This is a genomic window from Nostoc sp., from assembly GCF_036916985.1.
In the GTDB taxonomy this organism is placed as follows: domain Bacteria; phylum Cyanobacteriota; class Cyanobacteriia; order Cyanobacteriales; family Nostocaceae; genus Nostoc.
Genome location: NZ_JBALFD010000079.1, coordinates 225,755 through 240,202 on the forward strand (window position 1 = coordinate 225,755; position 14,448 = coordinate 240,202).

Annotated in this window: 8 protein-coding genes; 6 read left to right on the top strand and 2 right to left on the bottom strand. The window is 42.7% G+C overall.

The features are described from left to right. Positions 1–176: 176 nt before the first annotated feature. Entirely contained in the window at positions 177–5,036 is a 4,860-nt protein-coding gene (locus V7L07_RS26010) for a CHAT domain-containing protein (protein WP_335061707.1), read from the bottom strand. Positions 5,037–5,229: 193 nt separating this feature from the next. On the opposite strand from V7L07_RS26010, the gene V7L07_RS26015 reads away from it, so the two are divergent. Continuing rightward, positions 5,230–7,065 carry a ShlB/FhaC/HecB family hemolysin secretion/activation protein gene (locus V7L07_RS26015; protein WP_335061708.1) on the top strand — a complete coding sequence of 612 codons (1,836 nt, stop codon included), beginning with the start codon at positions 5,230–5,232 and terminating at the stop codon, positions 7,063–7,065. Between the two features lie 556 nt (positions 7,066–7,621). After that, positions 7,622–7,876: a DUF7219 family protein gene (locus V7L07_RS26020; protein ID WP_335061710.1), complete on the top strand. Its 255-nt coding sequence runs from the start codon at positions 7,622–7,624 to the stop codon at positions 7,874–7,876. A 128-nt stretch (positions 7,877–8,004) separates the two neighbouring features. Here the strand turns inward: V7L07_RS26020 and V7L07_RS26025 are convergent, their stop codons facing one another. Beyond that, positions 8,005–9,036 (bottom strand): VOC family protein, encoded by a 1,032-nt coding sequence (locus V7L07_RS26025; protein ID WP_335061712.1) that lies wholly within the window; start codon positions 9,034–9,036, stop codon positions 8,005–8,007. Positions 9,037–9,258: 222 nt separating this feature from the next. Here V7L07_RS26025 and V7L07_RS26030 point away from each other — a divergent pair, with 222 nt between their 5' ends. From V7L07_RS26030 to V7L07_RS26045, 4 genes are read left to right on the top strand one after another with little or no spacing between them, the layout of a single operon-like run. Next, entirely contained in the window at positions 9,259–9,882 is a 624-nt protein-coding gene (locus tag V7L07_RS26030) for a DUF3859 domain-containing protein (protein ID WP_335061714.1), read from the top strand. Between the two features lie 5 nt (positions 9,883–9,887). Beyond that, positions 9,888–11,690: an asparagine synthetase B family protein gene (locus V7L07_RS26035; protein WP_335061715.1), complete on the top strand. Its 1,803-nt coding sequence runs from the start codon at positions 9,888–9,890 to the stop codon at positions 11,688–11,690. A 32-nt stretch (positions 11,691–11,722) separates the two neighbouring features. Then, the gene (locus V7L07_RS26040; protein ID WP_335061716.1) at positions 11,723–12,940 is read left to right on the top strand and encodes a diaminopimelate decarboxylase family protein; all 1,218 of its coding nucleotides are present in this window, start codon (positions 11,723–11,725) and stop codon (positions 12,938–12,940) included. Between the two features lie 15 nt (positions 12,941–12,955). After that, entirely contained in the window at positions 12,956–14,257 is a 1,302-nt protein-coding gene (locus V7L07_RS26045) for a hypothetical protein (RefSeq protein ID WP_335061718.1), read from the top strand. The last annotated feature ends 191 nt before the right edge of the window (positions 14,258–14,448 follow it).

Here is a 14,448-nt window from a genome sequence, read left to right on the forward strand (position 1 = left end):
GGAGCCTCTCGTAGAGAAGGCTTTACGCTGCGCTAACAAAATTCAAAATTCAAAATGAATACAGCGTAAGCGTTTCATTGATTTTGAATCGGTGGTTTATTTATGCCGTGTTGTACTAGAGTCACTGCTATATCACCAGAAAGCGATCGCAAGCGATTACTCCCTATTCTCGATCTTCACCAAGGATTACCAACCATTGTAAATCCAGCCCAGTAATAAGGATGCATCAGGGATTCATCAGCACTGTCAGCAGGTAAAGGCAAGTTCCCGACTACTCCCAAACCTTGCACTTGTCCATCCTTTACGTAAATCTGCCCTTTGGCCATAGCTACCTGAGCCTCTCTGAGGGCTTCTGCCTTAATCGGGGCTGTCTTTAAGTTCTCATAAAATTTCGTCATCAACGCTGCTGTCCCAGCATCATTAACCGACCAAAGACTAGCAACACTAGTTTTCACACCTGCCAGCACTGCTAAACCTGCAAATCCTAGTTCGGATTCTTCATCACCTAAAGCTGTTCTACAAGCACTCAGCACCAGCATTTCAACTTCGGGTTCATTCAGCCGCAACTGTCGTAGTTGATTTAAGCGTAACTTGTCTTCCCACAGTTGAATATAGGAATTACTCAAAGCGCCAGTAGCAAAATCGGCATGGCTTGCTATATGAATAATACCAAAAGGTTGTTGGCGGCGGATGGTTTTGAGATTGTCTAAGGTGGCTTGCTTGTCTAACAATAATTTGCCCTGCCAGAGTTTAGACACCAGTGTTGATAATTCCAAGGGAACTGCTGGTAAAGGCTCTTGTCCTTGTGTACTCTGAGAAACCCCCAAAGCTAAAATTTGAGATTTTTTAATGTCTTTATAAAGGGTGTTAGTCAAGCTAATACTCGGCATCAAGCCGATACTATATTTTTCTACTAGAAACCCTTTACCATCATGAAGCGCTGCCATTGGAGTTGAACGTAAGCCAATGTCTGGTAGAAAAACCAGATTATTGATTTGTCTTGCCTGTAAATCTGCTTGTAGTGGTGCAATAATCCAGCGATAAAGTTGTTGGGATGAACGCAAGTAACCCGTGCGGCGACGGTTTTGTGGACTAACTATTTGGTCACGAAATTCTTGAGCTACTTGGAGAACTTTGGCTCTGCTTGTTTCTGGGATGCGCTTGCGGATAGGATCGCCTTTTCCTGTTACTACGACTATTTCCAGTTGGTCGCTATCTTGTTCTGCGAGAGTATTCAATTGTTTAGTAGATTTTTGAGCTTTGCCAAAACTTCCCTCTGGTATAACCTCTACAGGAACAAAGCTGATATAGATAAATGCAGGTTTAACGCCAGTAGCTTCTTCAATTTTGCGAGCAATTTCTTTGGACTCATCCAGTGTTTTGATTTGAGGAATGGGTATGCCTAAATGGTCGGCAAAATCATCTGTGAATTTATCTTCGGGTGTGGGATCAGTATTAATAATGGGGTTGTCAATCTTGGGATTATTGGGGCCAGGGACATTCGGTTGACCTGGAGTACATTGGAATGAGCAAGGGGGAGGATTCGGGGTAGGGTTCGTGTTAGGAGTCTGACTGACATTGATTCCTATCTGTACAGGTGCAGAAGACGAAACGCGGTCATTTGCACTAATTACAAAGGCATTTAGTGAACCATTCACATCAGTTGGAGGGGTATACACTAAAGTATCGCCGCTAGATAAGGTAGTTACACCAGGGATGACAGGAAGCCCATTGACAGTCAGATTTCCTGTATTCACTACATCAACCTGGATGGAGGTGATGTCATTATTAGCATCGCTAACGAGTGGAGCCAAACTAGAGAACGTCAAGGTCACAGCTTGATTAGTCTGGGTATTGGGTAGCGATGAGTTTGCCGTTAATATCGGCGGGGTGTTGACAGATGTAATAGTGATTCGGGTTGGAGTGCCACTAGCATCTCCACCATTTGGCAAGACTGGAAAGTTGCCAGAAGCGAGGATTGAAGTGTCTCCCGCATTAATTGTTCCGGCTGTGCCATTGGTACTCGTCGCATCACCTACGATAAATGGGACATTATTTTGACCACCATCATGTCGAATTGCGACAGTGCCTCCCGCAATGCTAGTGGTTCCTCCTCCTCCAAAATCCAAAATTCCGCCAGTAGCGATGGTAGTACCTGTGCTTCTTCCTTGCACTAGTCCATTTGTCAGCACTTGGACATTGCCACCTTGAACAGTGTTGGCATTACCAAAATCCGTTGTGGCCTGTGTGTTAATGCTGTTAAAGCGAATTGTGCTGCCAAAGGGATTGGTAGTTTGTAAAGTAACGTTGCCACCTGTGGCGCTTGCAGTACCATCGACGTTAGTGGCTGTTGCTGAGGCGTCAATGCCGTCATTCACAGTGATATTATCTCTGGCAGTTAAACTAATTGCACCAGATTTAGCTGTAAAATCTCCACCTGGTACTGTCTTTGATGCAAATGAGTTAATGGCCCCTGTGGTAATACTGCCTGCTGTGGTTGTTACGATTACATTTCCACCTGTACCTGAGTTAGTACCATTAGTTGCAGAGGAATTAATTCGACCTGTGATGATGTCGCCTGTGGCACTTAAATTCACTGTTCCAGCAGATATACCACCATATCCAAACCCAGTTGTATCCAAATTTCCCAATAATAGGCTGGCTCCCGATATGGTAATGGCTCCCCCGGTTGTCTTGATTGTGTTGGCAGGATTGGCAAAGTTTACAGAACCATTTTGTGAAGCCAGGTTGAAGCTACCGCCATTACCCAAGTTTAATGTAGCGACACCAAGAGTAGTTACTAAGGGCGTAGCTCCGGTGATGTCGTTGATGGTAATATTACCTATGGCTTGTAAGTTGATATTTGTGCCTGATGCTGCGATCGCACCCCAAGAAACGGTATTAGCCCCAATATCTGCATCACCAAAAGCAATATTACCAGCTGTGCCATCAAAACTACCTGTCCCTGCTGCACTATCGATAATGGTAAGTGTGCTGGGGTCTATCAATAACGTGCCAAAGTTACCATTGACTGCTGAAGTATTTACCAAACCGTTGAAGGTCAAGGAATTTTTGCCTGATACTTCGACATTTCCACCATTGCCGGCATTTGCTCCTCCACGAGCCGAGATGTTGCCATAATATTGGGTTGTGTCGTTACCCCAAACAATTACGCGTCCGCCGTTTCCATTCAAATTACTATCAGCATTAATGACGGAGTAGGAGTTAACATCAGTCTGATCGGCGTTGGGTAAAGTCCCCTTACCTTGATAATCACCGCCAATTAGCACAATACCGCCGCCATTGCTTCCAGAGGCGTTAATGTTGGCATTAATCACCGCGACTCGTTTACCCAAAGCAGTTACCGTACCGCCTGTTTGACTCGATACATCCACTTTGCCGGAAACAATAGTTGTCCCTGGAGTTGTGGGAATTGTCACATTAGAGGCTGTTAATTTTACAGTCCCATCAGGATTAGCAGTTAACCCTGTGTTCCCAACTGTGAGCAATTCGGGTAAAGATATAATGGGAATTGTCCAGTTATTGGGTTGGCTGCTACTAGAGGTGAGGGGCTGAATTTCTAGACTCAAGAGATTTCCTGGCTGACTAAGACGCACCCAATTTTCCCCTGGTACGGATGTGACAGAAATTTGTCCTCCCGGTGCTGAAAGTTGCCCAGTGTTAACTACAGTCCCGCCCAATAAATTCAAATTTTGTCCAGCACCTACTGTCAAATTTCCAGCATTGGCGATCGCTCCTGGCTGGTTCGTACTAAAGGCAAATCCGTTGGGGTTTCCAACTAGATTACTGTATTCATTAACACCGATAGCGTTAAACCAACTGCTGCCAAAACCAATGCCGTTAGCTGTTGTCACCGTGAAAGCACCAGGCACATTTAAACTGGCGTTTGCTCCAAAAATAAATCCGGCTGGATTCATCAAAAAAAGGTTAGGATTGCCACCTGTTACTTGAATTAAGCCATTAATAACCGAGGCATTCCCGCCTGTAATTCGACCAAGGATATTTTGCAGCGCCGGACTAGCTTGAAAGTTGGCGATTTGTTCTGGTGAAATTCCAAATTGCTGAAAGCTGTGAAAGAGATTTGCACCATCTCTAGAAGTTGTGCCGCCAGTAATATCAAGTCGATTGCCGTTAGGTGTAACAATTGTGTTTGTCCCATCGGCAGCAGGAACTATTTGTTGTGCTTGGGCTAATCTGGGACTTATCAGCGAGGCAATAACTAGGACTGAAGCGGCGATATTAGACAATAAGGATTTTTTGCGCCGTAATATAAAGCGACCTGTAAGGAATTCTACATCGATTTGTAACTTATCTGCTAATCCGCGTCGCCAGAGTGCTTGTGCGATCGCTCGTTTAGACCAGAGTATTTGTTCTTTTTGTCTAGTAACAGAGATGCTTTGAGAATGATTTCGGTAAAAATAGAGTGGCTCTTTGACTCGGCGTACCTGGGCTACTTCTGAAAGTCGCAGACATAAGTCATAATCATAGGCACTGCAAGAGAATGATTCGTTAACACCTCCCACTCGGTCGTAAATCGATCGCCGCATCAAGCGGAAGTGAAACGTCATGAAGTTCACCAACAGACCTGCTTGAGAGTAAGGAATGTTACAACGATGACCGTAGCTGATAACTTTGCCGTCTTGATCGATATTTAAATAGTCGGTGTAAACAAATCCTGCTTCTGGATGGCGGTTTAGGACTGTGGCGGTTTGGGCAAGGGCGGTAGGGGCGAGGATATCATCATTGTCTAATATACCGATGTAAGTTCCCCTAGTTTGGGCGATCGCTGCCTTACAAGCCGCAGCAACTCCTTGATTCTCTGCCTCCACTACCCGCACTCGCCCATCTTGTTGAGCATAGACGTGAGCGATCGCCACCGATCTATCTGTAGAGCCATTATCCCAAATTAGTAGCTCAAAGTCTTGCCATGTCTGCGCTAAGACGCTAGCGATCGCTTCTTGAAGGTAAGACTCGCGGTTGTAATTGACGATGACAATGGAGATCAGTGGCGACATCGAAGTATTCCCAAGTTTTTTACCTGTTACCACAATATAATGCTAGGGACTATCACTTAGAATAAATCGCCGTTAATTATAGTTTTAGTTACAAATCTTCTGAAATCTGAATGTCAAAAATATGATATTGAAATACTTATCGTATCCCCAATCCCCATCAGCCCAGTCGTTAGATAAGGCACTCCATTGAGAAATGAGCAAAGAAACAGAAACTAGTGTTAAATCTGGAATAATTACTCAGCAAAAGATTGTCTGTTTCTCTCATCAGCTAGACACTTGGCGGAGTTTGGCAACTACTAAATGGAGTAAGCACAGTTTTAGTTTTCAGTGTGGCTTGCTAATTCTGCCTGCGGTCTGGATTTTAACTGCAAATGAACTGAGAGCTACAGCGAATATTTTTACACCAGACTCGGCTAAAAATAGCAGTCAGCCAGAGTTACAAATAGTACAAGAAACAGAACCTACGCCGACAACTAAGCCTAATCAAACCGAACCGAATCCACAACCAGAAATACCACAACGCATTCGGGTTCGCAAAATTCAGGTTGTAGGTAGCACAGTTTTTAATGAAAATGACTTTAATCCAGTAGTCAAACCCTTTGAAGAACGGGATTTAACTTTAGAAGAAATCAGACAAGCCGCAGATGCTATTACTCAGCTTTATCTAAATAAAGGTTATATAAATTCCAGAGCAGTTCCAGACACTAAACAATCTAGTACCGCAGATGGTGTTGTAGTAATTCGGGTGTTGGAAGGGCGTTTGACACAGATTGATATCGAGGGGACGCGGCGATTAAACCCATCTTATATTCGTAGCCGCATCCAATTAGGTGCTGGTATTCCTCTCAATACTGGTAAGCTCGAAGAACAACTAAAATTGTTGCGACTCGATCCCCTATTTACCAATGTAGAAGCGCGTCTGCGTCCAACGGGTAAAGTTGGTCAAAGTGTTCTCATTGTGAGAGTTGAAGAGGCAAACCCTTTAACTGGTAGCTTGGGCGTAGATAATTATTCGCCTCCCAGTATTGGAGCGGAAAGATTGGGTGTTGAACTGCGCGATCGCAATTTAACCGGTATGGGAGATGAGTTAGCAGGCTCATATTACCATACACTCTCTGGTGGTTCCGATGCCTTTGATTTTAGCTATCAGATTCCTGTGAACGCCATGAATGGCAAAGTGCAGATTCGAGCGGCATTGAATCGCAACGAAATCACTGAGCCACCCTTTAACGCCTTTGGTATTCGAGCCAACCAGGATCTTTATGAAATCAATTATCGTCAACCATTGATGCGATCGCCTAAAGAAGAATTTGCCTTATCTTTAGGATTTACCTATCAAGATGGTCAAACTTTCCTGTTTGATAACCTTGCAACCCCCTTTGGCATTGGGCCTGATGCCAATGGCGTGAGCCGCACCAGTGTAATTAAATTTGGTCAAGATTATATCAAGCGCGAACCTCAAGGAGCTTGGTTCTTGCGATCGCAATTTAATTTTGGCATTGATATATTAGATGCAACTATCAACAATGACCCCATACCCGATGGTCGCTTTTTTAGTTGGCTAGGTCAAGCCCAGCGCGTGCAGCAACTCAGCAACGATCATTTATTGCTCATCCAAGCAGACTTGCAGCTGACACCAGATAGTCTTTTACCTTCCCAGCAATTTGTCATTGGCGGCGGACAATCTGTAAGAGGATATCGTCAAAATATCCGTTCTGGGGATAATGGATTTCGGGTAGCGATCGAAGATCGGTTTACAGTGCAACGCGATGAAGCTGGATTATCCACAATTCAACTTGCGCCATTTGTAGATATGGGAGCCGTCTGGAATCAGTCTAATAATCCTAATCAGCTACCCAATCAAACTTTTTTAGTGGGTGCAGGCTTAGGATTCTTGTGGAATCAGGCATTGGGAATTGATAATCTCTTTATGCGCCTCGATTACGGATTTCCATTCATCGATCTGAGCGATCGTGGTAATAACGCTCAAGATGATGGCTTTTACTTTAGTCTTCGCTATCAACCCTAATAATTTTGGCTCCACGTGCTTATTATGCTAAATTCACAACTTCTAAAAGGGAATAGGGAACTCTTAAGGCACTGATAAATGAAAGGTTAAAGGTTAAAGGGGAAAGGTTAAAGGGGAAAGGGGAAAGGGGAAAGGGATGAACAGGTTGCGCCACTTGCGGGCGTTAGCGGAGCGGGACGCAGTACGGTTTTTACTTTCTTCATAAAATTTGGATTATTTCACGCCACTTGCGGGCGAGGTTTTTACCTTTCCCCCTTCCCCTTTAACCGAACCGTATTGCCTACACCCTTATACCTTTATACCCCTACACCCCTAATGAAGCCTTCTTCACCATATTGGTATTTTCCGCAAGCAAAATGCCATTTTACTGACTAAAAATGCTATTTTGCTTTTGATTTCAGTATTTTCCACAGTTAACTACCTTTCTCTCCTGCGTTACTTTAATCTTTAACTAAAATATTCAGTTCTTCTGGAATTTAAATTTTCTGGTGTGTATTTACACACAGATAAACATAAAGTCTATAACTTTAACAAATCATTACTAAGGAGTAAACTTATGACACAATCTAACTCGCAAGACAAAAACAGCTTTCTTTACCCTCGTAGTCGGTATTATGGCAAATTCCAGCCAGAAAATTTAGTATTTAATGCTAACCTCCAAGAATTTGCCCAAAAAATTACTTACATCACCTGCCTAGAAACAGGAGGAAAGCTGTCTCAGGATGAAGCTTACGAGCGAATTAAGGTACTTTGGAAACAGTTGAAACATAGCAAAAAGCAACTGGCTATTGGTGGAAATAAAGAAGTTTGAAATAATGGGCATTGTTGACATACTCCCCGGCGTGAACGCACGGAGATTCTGGAGTAATAAGTAATGAGTAATGAGTAATGAGTAAGAATATTTACTTATTACTTATTACTTATTACTTATTACTCAAGTTAATTACCTTCTAACAAAGTCCAGAAATAACCATCTGGTGAGACAAAAGAGAAACTCGTCTCGCCAAATTCATTACTAATGATGTCTGTAACTTTTTGTGCGGTACTTGCCTTGATGCGATCGCAATATTCGTGTATTCCCTTAACCCGATAGGTATATAAAGACATACCTAAGCTACCCGGTTGGGCTGCCTCAAAGCGCGATTCTAAATCAATGGATTCTGGGAATCGGATTGCATAAAGTCTACCGCTACGTGTAGCCATCAAATCAGACTGAGAAGAACGAGGATCGTCAAAGGTAGTGACAATAAACTTTTCACCAGGATTAAGGTCAAAAATATCTTTACCAGCTGGCGAAGATTCATAGCTAGTTTCGACACCATCCCGCACGCGCAGCAAACCCAAAACTTCTTCATAAAACTTCAGGGTTTCTTTGCTGTCATCTTGAACAATAATCCCCATGTGCGTAAATTGACTAGTCTTGAGAGGCGCATTCTGGTTAACTTGTCCGTAATGCGGTAGTGTATAGCCAAACCGTTGAAACAAAACCTGTCTAGCTAAGGGTTGCAGCAGCAACATTTCTCGCACACCAACTGCTGGTTCAAGAAAAGGGCGGCTTTTTCTATCTTTGTTGTAGATGACTTCCCAATAAGGGTTAGAGTATCTAATAGGGAAACCTGCTGCTTTTGCATCCTCTATATGATTTAAAATACTTAAAACATCCGCAGTTAAGCTTGTTGCCCAACGATTTCCTTTAATTTTCATTGACGCTGTTCCCAAACCTTCATGGGTGGGATTTTGCCAAACCATCAGCCGAATCAAACCATGATCTGCATTTTGGTGGTATAGGCGAATTGAACGTAAAGACGAATTCACCCCATATAATTGATCGGCTACATCTGCGGTTAATTCACCCACTTCACCAATGCGATAGCCAAATTGCTCCCAATAGTGAATTGCAGAAATTGGCTCTGGAATGCCAATACACACTTCATAGATACCTTCAATAGCGGTTTGTTGTTCGTGAGTCATAATCAGTGCTGAGTTAGGAATATAGATGCGATGAATCAGAGACGCGATTCATCGCGTCTGTGTTTACAAAAGTATCTCAGAAAGAATCTGGAAAACAACAACCTTTTTTTGTAGCTTATGATGTACTTACAAAAGTGAGATATCTAATATATAAAGTTCCAAATTCTTCTGATTACAAGTAATTAGCGATCGCAATCAAGTTTTTTTAACAGGAGTTAAGCTATGGCGCAGCGATTGACTCAAGAGCAATTATCACAAATAGTCACAGAAGTACAAGGGTTGCAATTGCGTCGGGAAGCAGAATTAGACCAACAGCAGGTGAGAGAAATTTTACAGGAGTTGAATTTACCGCCTGAGTTACTAGATGAAGCGCTAATTCAGTTAAATCGCCGCCAAGCACTGGAGGTACAGCAACGCCGGAATCGATGGATTACCTCTGGAGTGGTGGCAGTTGTAGTGGTTGTCATTGCATCTACAATATTTTTTATGCAGCAGCAAAATTCTGCACTTTCTCGTGTTTCTGCTCAACAAGACCGCATCACTTTGGCACAAAATAGTAGCGAGAACTTAAAGACAATTTCCCGCCAAACTAATCCAGAAGTGTTGTATCGTGTCACCTTAAAGGATGCACCATTGGGTAAAAAGCTATCTCTCTCTTGTAATTGGATTGACCCAAGTGGTCAAATTGTCAAGCAAAACAACTATCAAACCCGCGAAATTAATACGTCTGTCTGGGATACGCAGTGTCGCTACACTATTAACTCGGCTGCAACTGTTGGTAATTGGAAAGTGCAGATGTTCCTAGAAGGTCGGCAGATTAGCGATGAAACTTTTGAAGTTAAATAGTCCAGATGGGTATCCCGCATCACTTTCTTGGCTATTGGGGTTACGGCGCTCAACAGGAGTTGGAAGCGCTACTAACTAGTGTTGTGAAAAACCTCTCTCCAAACCTCTCTCCTAAGAGGAGAGAGGCTTTGAGCTTTCCCCCTACCCTTGCAGGGAAGGGGGTTAGGGGGTTAGGTCAGAAAATCTGGAATGTTGTTTATATAGGACTTGATGAAAATCCCCCACTGCAACAAAATCAAATTGCTGCCATCTCGGCATCAGGACTTTTAAATTCACCCGACGCTTGGGTAAGTCTCCAGGAAAACAACTGCCTAATTCTGGGAAGAGAACCTTTCGGAAAAGCGCCCTTGTATTGGACTCAGCAAGGACAAATAATTTGGTTTGCATCCCAACTGCAATTGCTTTTACCGATTTTGCAACAGTCAGAAGTAAGTATTCCTGGGTTATATGGCTATAGCTGTTTTTCTTACGTTCCTACACCCTTAACCCCTATTAATGGAGTGTTTGCAGTGACGGCGGGAACTGAATTAGTTTGGCAGAGCGATCGCCAATCAGGTAAGCTGCAAACACCTGAATCTAAAAAAATCCACTCATGGCGGGAAGCGCCAGAACAATTAACAGATGAAGCTACAGCAATTACTGAATTGCAAACTCTCCTGAAAGACTCCATTGAGCGACAAATTGCCGATTTAAAGGATGAGCCTGTTGGGGTGTTTCTCTCTGGCGGACTCGATTCTTCAGTGGTGGCGGCGCTGTTGGTACAAGCAGGGGTAAAAGTCCGCGCCTACACTTTGGATTTTGGTAACGCAGGGATTCCAGAATATCCATACTCTGAACAAGTCGCCGAGTTTCTCAAAATTCCGCTAATTAAAGTTGCAGTAACTCCAAGTTCGATCGAGAATGCCTTAATTCCGACTGTGCAAGCATTGGATTTACCCTTTGGCGATGGCGTGTGTGTGCCGTTGTATCTCCTGTCAGAGAGAGCGAGTCAGGAAACTCAGGTAATTTTTAATGGCGAAGGTGGAGATCAATTATTTGCCGGTTGGACTAATAAACCTTTAATTGCCGCAGGTGTTTATCAAGCAGAAAATCCCGCCGGACAGGAAACTTTTATCCAGCAATATCTCCGCACCTTTCACCGTCTTGGGGGATACGAATTTCAAATTTATCAGCCAGAGGTTTATGCACAGATTCAAAATTTGCATCCCGAAGATTGGTTGTTGGCGGCTTTAGATCGCAATGAGTGTCCATCTTTGCTACATCGCCTCCGCCGTGCTAGTTTGATGCTCAAAGGAGCGCAGAATATCCATCCCCGTGCGACTGCATTGGGGTTTGCTCATGGTTTGTGGGTGCGATCGCCTTTTTGTGATTTACCTCTAGCTGAATGGACATTCCGCCTCTCTGGAGAACTCTGTTTGCAGGGTGCTTGTGAAAAATATATCCTCAAACGGGCTGTAGAAAATTGGCTCCCATCCGAAATTGTCTGGCGACAAAAACGGGGTATGGGGGTTCCCTTAACTTCTTGGTGTTTAAATGATTTTTGGCATCAGATTGGTATTTGGCTCAATCCTGAGATACTTCGCGCTCACAATCATTTTTATCCTCACATTGCAGCCCAAATCGTTGAAGGCAAACTAGGAGCAGCTATTCAAGACCGGCGGATTGGTGAAACACTCTGGTTACTAATTATGTGGCAACTTTGGCGATCGCACGTTTTAAATGAAAAACAAAGTAAACATTCTTGGGATCATCCCTTTTGGTTAAATCGTTGGCTATGGAGAAATTACAAAATAATTCGTAATTCGTAATTCGTAAGTTAATGTATCAGGATTCTCGGTAAATGGTATCAAATAATTTAACTCAAAATCGTCTTACTCTCCCATTCTCCAGGGAAGTTACTCAGGAGTTACTGAATAACTACGGTTCTCCGCTTTATGTTTATAATGGCGATCGCTTGCGCGAAACTATTGAGCGGATTAGCAAAGCAGTCGGTTATCCGCGCACGCAATTTCGGTTTGCCAGTGTTACTAATGGCAACATTGCGCTGTTAAAAATTTTTCGCTCCTTTGGGTGGGGACTTCACGCTAATACACCAGGAGATATTTATCTGGGATTACAAGCTGGTTTCAATCCGAGTGAGATTGTTTATAGCGGCAGTAATTTAAATCAGGCTGAGATGCTACAAGTCCTGAATTGGGGAGTTACAACTCTCAATTTTGATAGTCTGGCTCAGTTGCAATTGTGCTGCGAAGTTTTGCCCAAAGGCAGAGAGGAATATATTCGCCTGGGTTTACGGCTCAATTTGCCGGAAATTACCGGAGATAGCCGTATTGGTGTGCGTCCAGAGGAGTTTGATGATGCGATCGCTTTAACTGGTGAGGTGGGATTAAAGCTGAGTGGTTTACACTTCTATCGAGGTACGGGAACTAACGCCACAGCAGCTTTTACCGAGGTGATTGATACAGTAATTGCCACAGCCCAAAAGTTACCAGATTGGGAATATTTAGATTTTGGTGGTGGCTTTGGCTATCCATATCATCACAACAAAACAGCCTTTGACTGGGAAATATTTGGGGCTGAATTAACCGAGAGAATTACTCGTTTAGGGCGGGAAATTGATTTGGTGATTGAACCGGGACGAAGTGCGATCGCCGGATGTGCCACATTGCTTGCTCAAGTTGTTTCGGTAAAATGGCAAGGAGAAAAACAAATTGTTGGAGTTGATACCACCGTTGCTAATCTTTCAGTACCCTCAGTACACGGCGGCTACCGAGAAATCGTCACTTGGAAACAAGTAGACAATCCATTCACAACTGATATTTGTGGTAACACCACATATTCACGAGATTATCTGGGGAAAAATTGCCAACTCCCAGTTTTAGAAATTGGTGATATCGTTGCCATTTTAGATGTCGGTGCTTATGGTTATGCCATGTCTTCTCACTTTTTACATCGCCCCAAACCTGCGGAAGTCTTGCTAGAAAATGGTACACATCGCTTGATTCGTCGGCAGGAAGACTACAGCGTTTTATTAACAAATCAGGTGCTAGATAACTAACATCAAAAAAACATTATGAAGTGTATTAACTGCGGAACTGACAATAAATTAAAAGAGCGGACAGCTAATCAAGGTCGGTGTCTAAAATGCAATCATCCCTTTGCTTTTGAACCGACCAGTATGAGTAAAGTTAAGATTACTGATCCTTTTTTTGCAAAGGCGATTGCTGATATTTCTGCAAATCACACCTTATTTTTTACACCCAAGCAACTGCTTTATTTATTAGATAATCGGATAAAATCCAGGTCTACTTCAATATTTGGTTTATTATTTGTATATTTATTTTTTAATATTTGGGCACCAGGGTTCATAGGTGGATTTGCTTCCTTCTTGTTTGGTGCTAATTCTTTCCTGACAGTATCTATTCTATTTAATATATGCTTTGTATTATATTTATATACAAAATCCACATCAAAGAAAACACATATTAAGCCTCGCCAAGAATATGCTAGATGCTTACAAATAATAGGAGGCATTATTCTTGCTGTAGGAATTTATGCCGCCTTAATTATATATAACTCGTTTAGTCTATTTGTCATCGTCGTTATTATAGGGATGCTGTCGATATACTGGGGAACTCGACAGCTAGGACAAACTAAATTTACACAGGAGTTTTTATTTTCTCAAAATGATTTTCAAAGTTGGTTAAGCCGATGGCAGAAAATCAATGGTTCAATTCTTAAAATCCTACCTTTTCCGCGTGAGGAAAATACACCAGCTAGGGTTAATCCTGATGTGACTGCTTACAGTTTTGATCGATTAGTCGTTTGTGATAGCGCTACTATTGCTCAACTATTAATTGCTAATAATTTTCACTTTGAAAATAACTGTGCAATTCTCAGCATTACTGGATATCCCCAAAGCATTTTTGACACCACAATGCAAATGCTGCGCCGCAATCCCGATTTGAAAGTCTATGCAATACATGATTGCAATCCACGAGGAATTGGTTTAGTTCATAAGTTGAGAACCAATGCTAATTGGTTTCCCAATAGTGATATTGTAATTATTGATATTGGACTAACGCCACGTCAAATTATCGCTACCAAGCGCGGAATGTTCATTCAATCCTCTCCAGAGTCGGCGCAAGCAGCTAAACAATTGCCTGAAGAAGTTCGTCAAAGTTTATCTGCTGAAGAATTAGCATGGCTAGAATCTGGAAAATTTGTGGAATTGGAATCTTTTACTCCCCAAAGAATAATTAAAGTTCTGCAAAAAGGTATTGCTGGCAGCCAAACTTTAGGAAATGATGACAGTAGCTTGCTTTTAGTCGGCGATACAGGAAATGATATGTACGTTGTTCAAAGTTTCGGTTAGTATTCTCATTTCATCTGTTGGGGAATACAAATGTACGCCCCTACATAAATAACCTGACAGTAGTGTTGTATAGCGGTTCCCATTCAGGTAAGGTACACAATTATATCGCAAGGTGTAGGGGCATGGCAGTGCCCATTGGTGTCTACTTTTGCCCTGGCGAATAATAGAATGAGACTGTTGGTCAATTCACG